Genomic DNA, 15,152 nt, shown 5'->3' with positions numbered 1-15,152 from the left:
CGGGGCTGTATTTTTCCGACGGCCGCCCCCCGGATGCTTCGACCAGGTCGCTCCCCAGGCGGCGCCCCGTTTTCGGGCGCCGAACGGCTTTTCGTCCTGCCCCCAGCGCCCCACCCCCGACCACTTTGGGAGGACCCTCGACCATGGCCCAGAGCGGTGCCGACACCCTCAAAACCCGTCGCCAGCTTGTCGTCGGCGACACCACCTACGACATCTTCTCGCTGCCCGCCGCCGAGGCGGCGGGTCTCGGCAGTCTGGCCGATCTGCCCTTCTCGCTGAAGGTGCTGCTGGAGAACCTGCTGCGCTTCGAGGATGGCCACAGCGTCACCGTCGAGGACATCAAGGCCCTGGCCGAGGGCCCGGCGGCGCCCGGCGCCCAGCGCGAGATCGCCTACCGCCCGGCGCGCGTCCTGATGCAGGACTTCACCGGCGTGCCCGGGGTGGTCGATCTGGCCGCCATGCGTCAGGCGATGGTCGCCCTGGGCGGCGATCCGGCGCGCATCAACCCCTTGAACCCGGTCGATCTGGTGATCGACCACTCGGTGATGATCGACCACTTCGGCAGCCCCGACGCGCTGGCCCGCAACACCGCCCGCGAGTTCGAGCGCAACGGCGAGCGCTATGCCTTCCTGCGCTGGGGTCAGGCCGCCTTCGACAACTTCCGGGTGGTCCCGCCGGGGGCCGGCATCTGCCATCAGGTGAACCTGGAGTATCTGGCCCGCGGCGTCTGGTCGGCCGAGGAGAACGGCCGCACCCTGGCCTTCCCGGACACCTGTGTCGGCACCGATTCGCACACCACCATGATCAACGGCCTGGGCGTGCTGGGCTGGGGCGTGGGCGGCATCGAGGCCGAGGCGGCGATGCTCGGCCAGCCGGTCTCCATGCTCATCCCCGAGGTGGTCGGCGTCGAGCTGACCGGCACCCTGGCCGAGGGCACCACCGCCACCGATCTGGTGCTGGCGGTGACCGAGATGCTGCGCCGCCACGGCGTGGTCGGCAAGTTCGTCGAGTTCTGCGGCGACGGCCTGGACCACCTGAGCCTGGCCGACCGCGCCACCATCGCCAACATGGCCCCCGAGTACGGCGCCACCTGCGGCATCTTCCCGATCGACGCCGAGACCCTCAACTACCTGCGCTTCTCCGGCCGCCCGGCGGAAACCATCGCCCTGGTCGAGGCCTACGCCAAGGAACAGGGCATGTGGCGCACCCCGGGCAGCCCGGCGCCGCGCTTCACCGAGAAGCTGAACCTCGATCTGGCGACCATCGAGCCGGCCCTGGCCGGCCCGCGCCGGCCCCAGGACCGGGTGCTCCTGTCGGCCATGCAGGACAACTTCCGCCAGCAGGCCCTGAAGGGCATGGCCGGCATCGACACCCCGCGCCGCCAGCCGGTGAAGGGCCAGGACTACGAACTGGTCGACGGGGCGGTGGTGATTGCCGCCATCACCTCGTGCACCAACACCTCCAACCCCTCGGTGATGCTGGCCGCCGGGCTGCTCGCCAGGAACGCCGTCGGGCGCGGCCTGAAGCGCCAGCCGTGGGTCAAGACCTCGCTCGCCCCGGGCTCGCAGGTGGTCGGCGACTACCTGGCCCGGGCCGGCCTGATGGCGCCGCTGGAAAGTCTCGGCTTCCACATCGCCGGCTACGGCTGCACCACCTGCATCGGCAACTCCGGGCCGCTCGACGAGGACATCTCGGCGGCCATCACCGAGGGCGACCTGATGGTCGGCGCGGTGCTCTCCGGCAACCGCAACTTCGAGGGCCGGGTGCATCCGCTGACCCGGGCCAACTATCTGGCCAGCCCGCCGCTGGTCGTCGCCTATGCCTTGGCCGGGACGCTGGACATCGACTTCGCCAGCCAGCCCCTGGGCGAGGACGCCGAGGGCACCCCGGTCTACCTGAAGGACCTGTGGCCGAGCCCCAGGGAGGTCGCCGAGGCGGTGCAGTCCTTCATCACCCCGGAAATGTTCCAGCGCCACTACGGCAAGGTCTTCGAGGGCTCGGCCGAGTGGCAGGCCATCGAAACCGCCGACAGCCAGACCTACGACTGGCAGGCCGACAGCACCTATGTCCAGGACCCGCCGTTCTTCGAGGGCCTGACCATGACGCCGGAGCCGGTGGCCGACATCACCGGGGCGCGGCCGCTGGCCATCCTCGGCGATTCGGTGACCACCGACCACATCAGCCCGGCCGGCTCCATCAAGGCCGACAGCCCGGCCGGCCGCTATCTGATCGAGCACGGCGTCGAGCCGGCCGACTTCAACTCCTACGGCTCGCGGCGCGGCAATCATGAAGTGATGATGCGCGGCACCTTCGCCAACATCCGCATCCGCAACGAGATGACCCCGGGCGTCGAGGGCGGGGTGACCCGCCACCACCCCTCGGGCGAGCAGATGGCCATCTATGACGCCGCCATGCGCTACGCCGACGAGGGCACCCCGCTGATCGTCGTCGCCGGGCGCGAGTACGGCACCGGCAGCTCGCGCGACTGGGCCGCCAAGGGGACCAAGCTGCTCGGCGTCAAGGCGGTGCTGGTGGAAAGCTTCGAGCGCATCCACCGCTCCAATCTGGTCGGCATGGGGGTGCTGCCGTTGCAGTTCAAGGACGGCATGACCCGCCAGACCCTGAAGCTCGACGGCTCCGAGCGCTTCGACATCAAGGGCCTGGCCGAGGGCGTGACGCCGGGTCAGGACGTCGCCCTGACCCTGACCCGGGCCGACGGCACGACCGAAAACATCACCGCCAAGTGCCGCATCGACACCGAGGACGAGGCCACCTACTACCGCCAGGGCGGCATCCTGGCCGCCGTGCTTCGGCAGTTGGCCGGCTGAAACCGACAGGCGACGTCTCCGGCCGCCGGCCGGGGTTGGCGCCAGCACCAGGGGTGGTCCGGGGACGTCCGGGCCACCTCTTTATTTTTGCTCGCCTCTTCGGCATGCGGGGACTCGTGCGGCCGCATCGTTCGTGATATTTGACGGTTTTCCGACACCACCGCTGCCCCGTGGCGGGCGGGTCGGAAGCGGCCGGGCGAGGGGGGCTCTGCCCGGCGCATCGTCCATCGTGGAGGCAACCGAACATGTCCATGCGAGCCCGTCATCTGATCGCCGGCGCGGCCCTGGTGCTGAGCGCCGGTTTTGTGAGCGAGGGGGCCCAGGCCCGCGACCTGACCGTGGTTTCCTGGGGCGGGTCCTATCAGGACGCCCAGAAGGAGGTCTACTTCCAGCCTTTCGTCGAGGCCACCGGGACGCCGCTGATCGACGAATCCTGGGACGGCGGCATCGGCGTGCTGCGGGCCAAGGTGGAAGGCGGCAACAGCACCTGGGACGTGGTCCAGGTGGAAAGCGAGGAGCTGGCCCTGGGCTGCGACGAGGGCCTGTTCGAGCCGCTCGACTTCGACCGCCTGGGCGGCGCCGACGCCTACATCCCCTCGGCGGTGTCCGAGTGCGGGGTGGGCGCCATCGTCTACAACTTCGTGCTCGGCTACGACAAGGACGCCCTGGCCAAGGCGCCGACCAGTTGGGCCGACTTCTTCGACACCGAGACTTGGCCCGGCAAGCGGGCCCTGCGCGGCGGCCCCAAGACCACCCTTGAGATCGCCCTGATGGCCGACGGCGTCGCCCCGGCCGAGGTCTACGACGTGCTGGCCACCGAGGAGGGCGTCGACCGCGCCTTCGCCAAGCTCGACACCATCAAGGACGATCTGGTGTTCTGGAAGGCGGGGGCCCAGCCGCCGCAGTTCCTGGCCGCCGGCGAGGTGGTGATGACCTCGATCTACAACGGCCGGGTCGACGCCGCCAACAAGGGCGACGGGCGCAACTTCGGCATCGTCTGGGACGGCAGCCTGTACACCCTCGATTCGTGGGTCATCCTGTCGGGCACCCCGAACCTCGATCAGTCCTACGACTTCCTGGCCTTCGTCGGCCAGCCCGAGGTCCAGGCCGGGCTGCCCCAGGCGATCGCCTACGGGGTCAGCGCCAAGGGGGTGAACGATCTGATCCCGGCCGACCGGCTGGCCGACCTGCCGACCGCCGACGCCAACATGGCCAACGCCGTGCTCATCGACACCGCCTTCTGGCTGGAGCACATCGAGCAGCTGACCACCCGCTTCAACAAGTGGGCGGCGGTCCAGTAAGGCCCTGTCATCGTCACCGCCGGCTCCCCGGGCGTGCCCCGGGGGGCCGGCTCCCGCTTCCCCCTTGAGTTGCCCGGCCGCCCATGCCGACCGCCGCCCCTTCCTTTGCCCCGCCCGAGCCGTCGCTGAAAGCCCGCCTGCGCCGGGCCGAGCGGCTGCATCATCTGAAGGCCGGGGCGCTGATCCTGCCCCTGGCCGCCTTCCTTGCCGTCACCTTCCTGATCCCCATCGGCGACATGATGCGCCGGGCGGTGCACGATCCCGAACTGGCCCAGGTGTGGCCCGGGGTGACGGCGGCGATCGACGACTGGCAGCCGCGCACCGAGGCCCCGGGCGAGGCGGTGTTCGCCGCCCTGGCCGCCGACCTCGGCCAGAGCAAGGCCGACCGCACCCTGGCGGTGGCGGCGCGGCGGCTCAATTCCGATTATCCCGGGGCCCGTTCGCTGCTCTTTTCCAGCGCCCGCAAACTGCCGGAAACGGCCGAGTCGTGGCGCGCCACGCTGATCCATATCGATGAGCGCTGGGCCGAGCCCGAGCTGTGGGCCGCCATCGACCGGGCCAGCGGTCCGCTGACCGCCTTCTTCCTGCTCCAGGCGGTCGATCTGGAGCGCACCCCGACCGGCCAGTTGCGCCCGGTGCCGGAGCAGGAGGCGGTGTTCCTCGACATCCTCGGGCGCACCTTCGCGGTGGCGCTGACCGTCACCCTGCTGTGTCTGGCCCTGGGCTTTCCGGTCGCCTACCTGCTGGCCACCCTGCCGCCGCACCTCTCCAACCCGATGATGATCCTGGTCCTGCTGCCCTTCTGGACCTCGCTGCTGGTGCGCACGGCGGCCTGGGTGGTGCTGTTGCAGGATCAGGGGCTGGTCAACAACGCGCTGATCTGGCTCGGCCTGCTCGATGAACCGGCGCGGCTGATCTTCAACCGCATCGGCGTCATCATCGCCATGACCCATGTCCTGTTGCCCTTCCTGGTGCTGCCGCTGTACTCGGTGATGAAGGGCATCCCGAAGCTTTACATGCGCACCGCCCTGTCGCTGGGGGCGCGGCCGACGGTGGCCTTCCTCAAGGTCTACCTGCCGCAGACCCTGCCTGGCATCGTTGCCGGCACCCTGCTCACCTTCATCATCGCGCTGGGCTACTACATCACGCCGGCCCTGGTCGGCGGCGCGGCGGACCAGATGATCAGCTACTTCATCGCCTTCTACACCGCCGAGACGGTGAACTGGGGGATGGCGGCGGCGCTCGGCTCGGTGCTGCTGGTGACGACGCTGATCCTGTTCGCCACCTATGCCCGGCTGGTCCGCGCCGGCGCCACCCCGGCCGGACGTTGAGGGGAAACGGCATGACCCACGGCCCCCACCACCCGCGCACCCTGGAAGAAAAGCTGTGGACCGCCGCCCTGTGGGTGTCGGCGGTGCTGGTCTTCGCCTTCCTGGTGGCGCCGCTGATCGCCATCGTGCCGCTGTCGTTCAACGACGGGCAGTTCCTGACCTACCCCTTGAGTGGCTTCTCCCTGCGCTGGTACGGCGAGTTCTTCACCGATCCCGACTGGATGCGGGCCTTGAAGAACAGCCTGATCGTCGGCGTCTTCTCGACCATCCTTTCGACCACCCTGGGCACCCTGGCGGCGGTCGGCCTGACCCGGGCCCGCTTCAAGGGCAAGAGCGTGGTGCTGGGCATCCTGCTGTCGCCGATGATCGTGCCGCTGGTCATCACCGGGGTCGGCTTCTACCTGTTCTTCGCGCCGCTCGGCCTGACCGCCACCTATACCGGTCTGGTGCTGGCCCACACCGCGCTGGCGGCGCCCTTCGTGGTGATCACGGTGAGCGCCACCCTGCAGGGCTTCGACATGAACCTGGCCCGCGCCGCGGCCAGCCTGGGGGCCGGGCCGCTGCGCGTGTTCGGCTCGGTGATCCTGCCGCTGATCGCCCCGGGGGTGGCCTCGGGCGCGTTGTTCGCCTTCGCCACCTCGTTCGACGAGGTGGTGGTGGTGCTGCTGGTCGCCGGCCCCGAACAGCGCACCCTGCCGCGCGAGATGTTCAGCGGCATCCGCGAGAACATCAGCCCGACCATCATGGCCGCCGCCACCCTTCTGATCGCCTTTTCCACCATCCTGCTGGTCACCCTGGAGCTGTTGCGCCGGCGCAACGAACGGCTCACCGGGCGGCGCGGCGGGACGTTCGGCTGACCCATCCCGCCACCACGCGCAGCGACAGGTCGCGGTCGGGGTAGAGTTCCGGGGCCGGGGCCAGCTTCCAGGTCCAGCCGCGCGGGGCCGTGAGGGCCAGATCGCAGCCGGCCAGCAGGTCGCGGCGCGCCAGCTCGACGTCGCCCTGGCTCTCGATCAGTTCCACGTCGCTGACCAGGGCGGCGGCGCGGCTGTCGGCCAGGGCGGCCAGATGGGCCCCGGGGTCGGGCAGGCGCGACAGCAGGTTGACCGACAGCACAAGATCGGCGCCGTGGGCCGCCTCGGGCAGGCCGCTGGCCAGATCATGGTGGATCAGCCGCACCCGCCCACGATGCCGCGCCGCCCGCCAGCGGGCCCGCCACGGGTGCACGGCATCGACCAGCAGCACCCGCCCATAAGCGGCGGCCAGAGGATCGAGCGGCACATCGAGCAGGGCGCCGGAGCCGAGCACCGCCACCGTGCTTCCACCCGTCCCGCCATCCGTCGCCCCATTTGACGCCGCCTCGGCCAGGAAGGCCCGACAGGCGGCCAGGTGCGGCGCCCAGGCGGCGCGGCAGCGGCGGTGGCGGGCCAGCAGGGCCATCTGCTCGCCGACCAGCCCGCGCCGCCGGGCCCACCATGGGGCGGGGGTGAGCAGCCAGCCCAGCGCCTCGGCCAGCATTCAGCGCCGGCCGAACAGGCGTTCGATGTCGGTCTTGTCCAGGCGCACCCAGGTCGGGCGGCCGTGGTTGCACTGACCCGACCGGGGGGTGGCCTCCATCTGGCGCAACAGGGCGTTCATTTCGGTCAGGGACAGGCGCCGCCCGGCGCGCACCGAGCCGTGGCAGGCCAGGGTGGCGCAGACATCGCCCAGGCGCTGTTTGAGGGCGGTGGTGTGGTCGGTCTCGGCCAGCTCGTCGGCCAGATCGCGGATCAGCCCCTGGACGTCGGTCTCGCCGAGCAGGGCCGGGGTTTCGCGCACGATCAGGGTGCCCGGGCCGAAGGCTTCCAGCACCAGCCCGAGGTCGGCCAACTCCTCGGCCCGGGCGGCGAGGCGTTCCGCCGCCGCCGGGTCGAGCTCCACCACCTCGGGGATGAGCAGGGCCTGACGGGGCACGCCCGACTCGGCCAGGGCAGCGCTCATGCGTTCCAGGACCAGACGCTCGTGGGCGGCGTGCTGGTCGACGATGACCAGCCCGTCCGGCGTTTCGGCGACGATGTAGGTGTCGTGCACCTGACCGCGCGCCACCCCCAGCGGGTGGTCGGCGCCGGGTGGCTCGGGGGGCGGCGCGGGATCGCTCTGGTTGGCCGGGTCGCGCCCCTGGGGCGGCAGCTCCCAACCGGCGAGGCGTCCCTGGTCGGCCAGACCGTTCGCCGCCGGGGCCTGGGAGGCCATCCCGGCGGCGATGGCCTCGGCCGAGGGCGGGGCGGGGGACCAGGTGCCCCATCCGCCATGCCATCCCTGGCGCCCCCCTTGCCCGGCCCGGGCCAGCGGCGCCGAGCCCTCCGGCCGCACCGCGCCCAGGGCCTGTTGGCTGACCGTGGTCGCCGTGCGCACCCCGGCCTGGGCCAGGGTATGACGCAGGGCGCCGACGATCAGGCCGCGCACCAGGGCCGGGTCGCGGAAGCGCACCTCGGCCTTGGCCGGATGGACGTTCACGTCCACCTCGCGGGGGTCGATCTCCACATACAGGGCCAGCACCGGATGGCGGTGGCCGGCCAGCACGTCCTGGTAGGCGCCGCGCACCGCCCCGGTCAACAGGCGGTCGCGCACCGGACGGCCGTTGACGAACAGGTACTGGGCCTGGGCGGTCGAGCGGGTGAAGGTGGGCAGGCCGATGTGGCCGACCAGACGCACCCCCTCACGCTCGGCATCGACGGCCAGGGCGTTGTCGGCGAAGTCGCGGCCCAGCACCCGGGTCAGGCGCGACAGGCGGGCACTCGCCGGGTCGGCCAGCAGGTCGGGCGGCAGGGCCGGCAGGTCGACCATGCGCCGCTGGCCGTCGGACAGGGTGAAGGCGACCTCTGGGTGGGCCATGCCCAGGCGCTGGAGGGCGTCGATGGCGGCCGCCTGTTCGGCCCGGTTGGACTTCAGGAACTTGAGCCGCGCCGGGGTGGCGAAGAACAGGTCGCGCACCTCGACCCGGGTCCCCGGCGGGTGGGCGGCGGGGACCAGGTCGCGCTTCTCGCCGCCCTCGACGGTCAGCCGCCAGGCGCTGTCCGCGGCCTGATCGCGCGGCCGGCTGGTCAGGCTGAGGCGGGCCACCGAGGCGATCGAGGGCAACGCCTCGCCGCGAAAGCCGAGGAAGGCGATGTCGAGCAGGTCGTCGTCCGGCAGCTTGCTGGTGGCGTGGCGTTCGACCGCCAGCTCCATCTCCTCGGGGGTCATGCCGCGCCCGTCGTCGAGCACCGCGATCAGGCTGCGCCCGGCCTCGGCCAGGGTGGCGTCGATCCGCGTCGCCCCGGCGTCCAGCGCGTTCTCGACCAGTTCCTTCAAGGCACTGGCCGGCCGCTCCACCACCTCGCCGGCGGCTATCTGGTTGACCAGGGTGGCGGGCAGCCGGCGCAGCATGGACGTCACTTGCCGGCGCGCAGCGCCTTGACGGCGGCGATCAGCCCGGCGGTGGAGGCGTCGTGACCGGCCGCCGGCGAGGCGTCGTCCTTGAGCGCCGGCAGGATGCGCTTGGCCAACTGCTTGCCCAGCTCGACCCCCCACTGGTCGAAGGAATTGATCCCCCAGATGACGCCCTGCACGAAGATCTTGTGCTCGTAGAGGGCGATCAGCATGCCCAGGGTGCGCGGCGTCAGGCGCGGCATGATGAGGGTGTTGCTGGGCCGGTTGCCGGGGAACACCTTGTGCGGCACCAGGGCCTCGACCTGGGAGGCCGGCAGGCTGGCGGCCTCCAGTTCGGCCTCGGCCTCGGCGGCGGTCTTGCCGCGCATCAGCGCCTCGCCCTGGGCCAGCACGTTGGCCAGCAGGATGGCGTGATGGTCGCCGCGCGGGTTGTGGCTCTGCGCCGGGGCGATGAAGTCGCAGGGGATCAGGTGGCTGCCCTGGTGCAGCAACTGATAGAAGCTGTGCTGGCCGTTGGTGCCCGGCTCGCCGAACAGCACCGGGCCGGTGGCCCACAGGGCCGGCTTGCCGTCGCGGCAGGTGGTCTTGCCGTTGCTTTCCATGTCGGCCTGCTGGAGGTAGGCGGGCAGGCGGGCCAGGTACTGGTCGTAGGGCAGCACGGCATGGGCGCCTGAGCCGAAGAAGTTGGTGTACCACACCCCGAGCAGGGCCAGGATGACCGGCATGTTCTCGGCCAGCGGGGCCTCGTGGAAGTGGCGGTCCATGTCCTCGGCCCCGGCCAGGAGGGCGTCGAAGTTGTCCGGCCCGATGGCGATGGCGATGGGCAGGCCGATGGCGCTCCACAGCGAGTAGCGGCCGCCCACCCAGTCCCAGAAGCGGAACATGTTGGCGGTGTCGATGCCGAAGGCGCCGACCGCCTCGGCGTTGGTCGACATGGCGGCGAAGTGGTTGGCCACCGCCGCCTCGCCCAGGGCGGCGGTCAGCCACTGGCGGGCGGTGGTGGCGTTGGTCAGGGTTTCCTGGGTGGTGAAGGTCTTGGAGGCGACCAGGAACAGGGTGGTCTCGGGGTCCAGGCCCTTCAGCGTCTCGACCAGATGGCTGGCGTCGACGTTGGAGACGAAATGCACCTTGAGGCCCGACTTGCCGTAGGGCTTGAGGGCCTGGGTGACCATCGCCGGGCCGAGGTCGGAGCCGCCGATGCCAATGTTGACGACGTCGCGCACCGGCTTGCCGGTGGCCCCGGTCCACGAGCCGTCGCGCACCTTTTCGGCAAAGGCGCGCACCTTGGCCAGTTCGGCGTTGACCAGCGGGGTGACGTCCTCGCCGTCCACCTCGATGACGCGGCCGGCGCGGTTGCGCAGCGCCACGTGCAGTACGGCGCGATGCTCGGTGCTGTTGATCGGCGCGCCGGAGAACATGGCGGCGCGCATTTCCGGCACCCCGCGCTCCTCGGCCAGGGTGACCAGCAGGTTGCGGGTTTCCTCGGTGATGCGGTTCTTGGAATAGTCCAGCATCAGGTCGCCGACCGACAGCGAGAAACGCCTGAAGCGTTCCGGGTCGGCGGCGAAGAGGTCGCGCATGTGCAGGTCACGGACCTCGGTGTAGTGGCTTTTCAGGGCCTCCCAGGCGGTGGCGTGATCGAGCCGGCTCATGTCCCCGTTTCCCCTCTTGGACGATGGATGGCACTCCCCGGCCACTCTAGCAAAGGCGGGCCGGGGGCGGGCGTTTTACTGGACCTTTGGTTACTGGGCCTTTGGCCCGACCACCACGGTCAGCACCTGATCGGCATCCAGGTGCCGGGCGGCGAGGCGCTTCAGGTCGCCCAGCGTCACCGCCTCGATGAAGTCGTTGCGGCGGTTCACGTAGTCCTCGCCCAGCCCCTCGCGCCGCGCCGCCAGCAGCAGGCCGGCAATGCCGTCGGTGCTGGTGAAGCGCAGGGCCCAGGCGCCGGTCAGGTAGGTCTTGGCGTCGGCCAGTTCCGTCGCCGTCGGGCCGTTTTCGGCCATTTTCCGCCACTCCTCGCGGATCAGGTCGAGCGAGCGGTCGATCCTGTCGGCCGAGGTGGCCACCCCGCCCAGCCACAGGGCGGCATGGTCGAACGGGTAGAGATAGCTGTAGACGCTGTAGGCCAGCCCGTTGTCCACCCGCACCGTCTGCATCAGGCGCGACGAGAAGCCGCCGCCGCCCAGGATGTAGTTCAGCACATAGGCGGCGTACCAGTCGGGGTCGTCGCGCCTGATCCCGGGCTGGGCGAAGGCGGCGACCGCCTGCGGCAGGTCCTTGGCGATGTGCACGGTGGCCTGTTCGGGGCTGGCCGGGGGGCGCGGCGTGGTGTCCGGCACGGGGGCCTGTTGGGGCGCCGTTTCCGGCAGATCGGCGAAAGCCACGTCGAGCAGCGGGGCCAACTCGGCCGGGGTGATGGCGCCGACCACGGTGACCAGCAGACGGTCGCGGACCAGGGTGGCGCGGGCGGCCGCCAGCAGGTCGTCGCGGTTCAGGTCGGCCACCGTTTCCGGGGTGCCGGCGGTGGGCCGGGCGTAGGGGTGGCCCTTGAACAACTCGGCCATCAGGCGGCGCATGGCCAGGGTTTGCGGGTCCTCGGCGTCGCGCTCGAGGGCGGCCAGGATCTGGCTTTTCACCCGCGCCACCGGGTCGGCGTCGAAGCGCGGCTGGCTCAGGGCCAGACCCAGCAACTCGAAGGCCCGGTCGCGGCGCTCGGCCAGGGTTTTCAACTGGCCGCTGAACTCGTCGCGGCGGGCCGAGAAGGACAGCTCGATGGAGTCGTCCTCCAGCGCCTTGCGGAAGGCGGGGCTGGACAGCTCGCCCGCCCCTTCGTCCAGGGTACCGGCGAGCAGGCGGGCCCGCCCGGCCTTTTCGGCCGGGTCGAGCGCCGCGCCGCCGGTGAAGGCCAGGGCCAGCGAGACGACCGGTGCCGTGCGGTCCTCGACCAGCCACGCGGTGACGCCGCTTTCGGGGCCGCGAACCTCGGTGACGGCGACCTCGGCCCGGGCCGGGGCGGCGACGGCGAGAAGCAGCAGGCAGGCCAGTCCGATCAGGCGTTTCATTGGCGGGCCTCCGGAGCGCTGGTCTCCGGGGCGCTGGCGGCCGGGCGCAGCAGGCCGGTGACGGCGCGCTCCCCGCCCAGCACGGCGCGGGCCACCGCCATCACCCGCTGGGGCGTCACCTCGGCGATGCGCTCGGGCCAGGCTTCCACCTCGGCCACCGTGCTGCCGGTGGCCAGGGCGCGGCCCAGCACCTCGGCGCCGGTGGCCAGATCGTCGCGCGCGTAGGCGACGCGGGCGGTCAGCTTGTCGATCGCCCCGGCCACCTCCTCGGCGCTTACGCCGTCTGCCAACAGGCGGCTGATCTCGGCGTCCATGGCCGCTTCCAGGTCGTTCAGGGTGTGGGGCGGGCGGGGCCGGCCATAGAGCCCGACGGTGGCGTAGTCGCGGCCATGGGGGTCGACCCACAGGCCGGCGGTGGTCGCCACCGCGTCGTCGACCACCAGCCGGCGATAGAGCCGGCTGCTGCCGCCGCCGCCGAGGATCTCGCCCAGCACCTCGAGGGCCGGGGTGTCGCCCGTGGGATCGCTCGCCGCCGGGGCCGGATAGAGGCGCCGGAAGCTGGCCTGGGCGACCCGGGGGTGGGCCATCTCGATGGTCGCCCGGGCCGGCGGCGGCAGGCGTTCGGGCCGTGTTCGCTCGGCCACCTCGGCCGCCGGGATGGGGCCGAAGAACTTCTCGGCCAGCGGCAACACTTCGTCCAGCGTCACGTCGCCGGCGACCACCAGGATGGCGTTGTTGGGGGCATAATGGGCGGCGTGGAAGGCCAGCGCGTCGGTGCGGGTCAGGGCCTTGATCTCGTCCTCCCAGCCGATCACCGGGTTGCGGTAGGGGTGGGTCACCCACAGGGCCAGATCCAGGCGCTCGGCAAGCAGGGCGGCCGGCTCGTTCTCGACCCTCGAGAGGCGTTCCTCCAGGACCACCTGGCGCTCGGTCTGGAAATCCTCCTCGGCCAGCCGGAGGTTGGCCAGCCGGTCGGCCTCCAGCTCCATGACCAGGGGCAGGCGGTCGCGGGCAATGGTCTGGTGATAGGCCGTGTAGTCGGAGCCGGTGAAGGCGTTGTCGCGCCCCCCGTTGCGGGCCACGATCTTCGAGAATTCGCCGGCCGGGACCTTCTCGGTGCCCTTGAACATCAGGTGTTCCAAGAGGTGGGCCAGCCCCGACTTGCCGGGCGGTTCGTCCGCCGCGCCCACCTTGTACCACACCATGTGATGGATCACCGGGCCGCGATGGTTGGGCACCACCACCACCTGAAGGCCATTCTTGAGGGTCGCCGTCTCGGCCCCGAACACCTCGGCCCGGGCCGGGCTGGGCAGGGCCAGGGGGAGGATGACCAGCGCCAGCAGGGTCAGGCGGCGGGCCAGCGGGCTCATGCCTGGTCCTCCGTCATCTGCTGGGCGGTCTGGCGGATGCGTCCGACCATGGCGGCAAAGCCGTTGCGCCGGTTGGGCGACAGATGCTCGTCCAGGCCCAGGCGGGCGAAGGCGGCGTCGATGTCCAACGCCAGCACCTCCGAGGCCGGGCGGCCGTCGTAGAGGGCCCGCAGCACGGCAATCAGGCCGTTCACGATGTGGGCGTCGGAGACGGCGCGGAAGGTCAGGCGGTCGGGGGCGGCGGGGTCGGGGCCGATGACCATCCACACCTGGCTCATGCACCCCTCCACCTTGTTGGCCGGTACCTGTTCGGTGTCGGAGAGGGGGGGCAGTTGGCGGCCCAGGTCGATCAGGTGGCGGTAGCGTTCCTCCCAGTCGTCGCCGAGCAGTTCGAAGGTGTCGTACAGGTCATCCAGCGCGGTGCTCACCCTTGGCCTCATCGCTTGTTGGCGGCAATGGGGCGAATATGGGCTCCCCGACGGCAAAGGGGAACCCTTGGGGTCTTTAGTTGCGGGAAGCAACTTCGCAGGTGCACAGGGCGCCCCGAGCGGGTATGGTGCGCCGCCATTTCCCGTTTCGCCAGCCCGGCGCCCCGCCCCCCGATGTCCGGGGGACGGCGTGCCCCCTCTGGCGTTCTGCCAAGCAAGAGGACACACCAAGAGCCATGGATATCGGCAAGATCAAGGTGGGCGAGAACCCGCCCTGGGACGTCAACGTGATCATCGAGATCCCCATGCGGGCCGACCCGGTGAAGTACGAGGTGGACAAGGAATCGGGCGCCATGTACGTCGACCGCTTCCTGCACACCGCCATGCACTACCCGTGCAACTACGGCTTCATCCCCCACACCCTGTCCGACGACGGCGATCCGGTGGACGTCATGGTGCTGGGCCGCATTCCGGTGGCCGTCGGCTCGGTGCTGCGCTCGCGCCCGATCGGCGTGCTGCGCATGGAGGACGAGGCGGGCATGGACGAGAAGCTGCTCGCCGTGCCCCACTCCAAGCTGCATCCCTACCACGACAACGTCACCAACTTCGGCGACGTGCGCCCCGTGGAGCTGCGCCGCATCGAGCACTTCTTCGCCCACTACAAGGACCTCGAAGAGGGCAAGTGGACCAAGATCCTGGGCTGGGGCAACGCCACCGAGGCGGCCAAGGTGATCGAGGCCTCGATCAAGGCCCACCAGGACGCCCTCAAGGGTGACAAGAAAAAGAAGTAGCCGAGCCGGGGAGAACGGGGCGGTGGGCGTCGTCCTGTTCAACAAGCCGTACGGGGTGCTCAGCCAGTTCACCGACGAGGGAACCGGCCACCCCACCCTGGCCGCCTACATCGACCGCCCGGGGGTGCGTCCCGCCGGGCGGCTCGACCGCGACAGCGAGGGGCTGCTGGTGCTGACCGATGACGGGCGGCTCCAGGCCCGCCTCAGCCAGCCGCGCCACGGCAAGAAGAAGACCTATCTGGTCCAGGTCGAGGGCGACATCGGCGAAGCGGCCCTGGCCGCCCTGGCCGGCGGGGTGACCCTGAAGGATGGCCCGACCCGCCCGGCCACGGCGCGCCGGGTCGATGAGCCCTCCTGGCTGTGGCCGCGCGAGCCGCCGGTGCGCTACCGGGCCCGCATCCCCACAAGCTGGATCGAGCTCACCCTGGGCGAGGGCCGCAATCGTCAGGTCCGGCGGATGACGGCCCATGTCGGGCACCCCACCCTGCGCCTGATCCGCACCCGGGTCGGCCCCTATGGGCTGGACGGACTGGCCCCCGGGCAGTGGCGGCCGGGGTAGGGGCCGTGGAAAACTGGGGGCAAAGTTTCGGGGCGGCGCCCCTCTGGCCGCCGCCCCTTGCCTGTGTG

Annotated in this window: 12 protein-coding genes; 6 read left to right on the top strand and 6 right to left on the bottom strand. The window is 71.0% G+C overall.

All coding sequences use genetic code 11. The features are described from left to right. Positions 1-143 precede the first annotated feature (143 nt). The 4 genes from acnA to BLR95_RS13000 all read left to right on the top strand — a co-directional run bounded on the left by acnA (position 144) and on the right by BLR95_RS13000 (position 6,317). Entirely contained in the window at positions 144-2,828 is a 2,685-nt protein-coding gene (gene acnA, locus BLR95_RS13015; RefSeq protein ID WP_092620950.1) for an aconitate hydratase AcnA, read from the top strand. A gap of 251 nt (positions 2,829-3,079) precedes the next feature. Then, positions 3,080-4,129 carry an ABC transporter substrate-binding protein gene (locus BLR95_RS13010; RefSeq protein WP_176787862.1) on the top strand — a complete coding sequence of 350 codons (1,050 nt, stop codon included), beginning with the start codon at positions 3,080-3,082 and terminating at the stop codon, positions 4,127-4,129. 83 nt (positions 4,130-4,212) lie between these two features. Beyond that, entirely contained in the window at positions 4,213-5,460 is a 1,248-nt protein-coding gene (locus BLR95_RS13005) for an ABC transporter permease (protein WP_092620944.1), read from the top strand. An 11-nt stretch (positions 5,461-5,471) separates the two neighbouring features. After that, entirely contained in the window at positions 5,472-6,317 is an 846-nt protein-coding gene (locus tag BLR95_RS13000; protein ID WP_092620941.1) for an ABC transporter permease, read from the top strand. Here BLR95_RS13000 and BLR95_RS12995 read toward each other — a convergent pair. The 6 genes from BLR95_RS12995 to BLR95_RS12970 all read right to left on the bottom strand — a co-directional run bounded on the left by BLR95_RS12995 (position 6,286) and on the right by BLR95_RS12970 (position 13,734). After that, complete coding sequence (locus BLR95_RS12995; RefSeq protein WP_092620938.1) at positions 6,286-6,978, bottom strand: hypothetical protein; 693 nt, start codon at positions 6,976-6,978, stop codon at positions 6,286-6,288. The two genes, BLR95_RS13000 and BLR95_RS12995, sit on opposite strands and share 32 nt — an antisense overlap. Continuing rightward, entirely contained in the window at positions 6,979-8,868 is a 1,890-nt protein-coding gene (mutL, locus tag BLR95_RS12990; protein WP_092620935.1) for a DNA mismatch repair endonuclease MutL, read from the bottom strand. A 5-nt stretch (positions 8,869-8,873) separates the two neighbouring features. After that, entirely contained in the window at positions 8,874-10,523 is a 1,650-nt protein-coding gene (pgi, locus tag BLR95_RS12985; protein ID WP_092620932.1) for a glucose-6-phosphate isomerase, read from the bottom strand. 90 nt (positions 10,524-10,613) lie between these two features. Next, on the bottom strand, positions 10,614-11,936 hold the full coding sequence (locus BLR95_RS12980; RefSeq protein ID WP_092620929.1) for a M16 family metallopeptidase: 1,323 nt from the start codon (positions 11,934-11,936) through the stop codon (positions 10,614-10,616). Beyond that, entirely contained in the window at positions 11,933-13,306 is a 1,374-nt protein-coding gene (locus BLR95_RS12975; RefSeq protein WP_092620926.1) for a M16 family metallopeptidase, read from the bottom strand. Before BLR95_RS12975 ends, BLR95_RS12980 begins: the two co-directional genes overlap by 4 nt. Next, the gene (locus tag BLR95_RS12970) at positions 13,303-13,734 is read right to left on the bottom strand and encodes a SufE family protein (RefSeq protein WP_245689521.1); all 432 of its coding nucleotides are present in this window, start codon (positions 13,732-13,734) and stop codon (positions 13,303-13,305) included. The genes BLR95_RS12975 and BLR95_RS12970 overlap by 4 nt, the downstream gene beginning before the upstream one ends. A gap of 236 nt (positions 13,735-13,970) precedes the next feature. Between BLR95_RS12970 and ppa the strand changes: the two genes are divergently transcribed. Both ppa and BLR95_RS12960 read left to right on the top strand, forming a co-directional pair. Continuing rightward, on the top strand, positions 13,971-14,525 hold the full coding sequence (gene ppa / locus BLR95_RS12965; protein ID WP_092620920.1) for an inorganic diphosphatase: 555 nt from the start codon (positions 13,971-13,973) through the stop codon (positions 14,523-14,525). A gap of 22 nt (positions 14,526-14,547) precedes the next feature. Next, the gene (locus tag BLR95_RS12960; RefSeq protein ID WP_092620917.1) at positions 14,548-15,084 is read left to right on the top strand and encodes a pseudouridine synthase; all 537 of its coding nucleotides are present in this window, start codon (positions 14,548-14,550) and stop codon (positions 15,082-15,084) included. Positions 15,085-15,152 lie beyond the last annotated feature (68 nt).

The organism is Roseospirillum parvum (assembly GCF_900100455.1).
Lineage (GTDB): Bacteria > Pseudomonadota > Alphaproteobacteria > Rhodospirillales > Rhodospirillaceae > Roseospirillum > Roseospirillum parvum.
The sequence above is the reverse complement of the archived record's forward strand: the minus strand, read 5'-3'. Positions and strand labels throughout refer to the sequence as shown.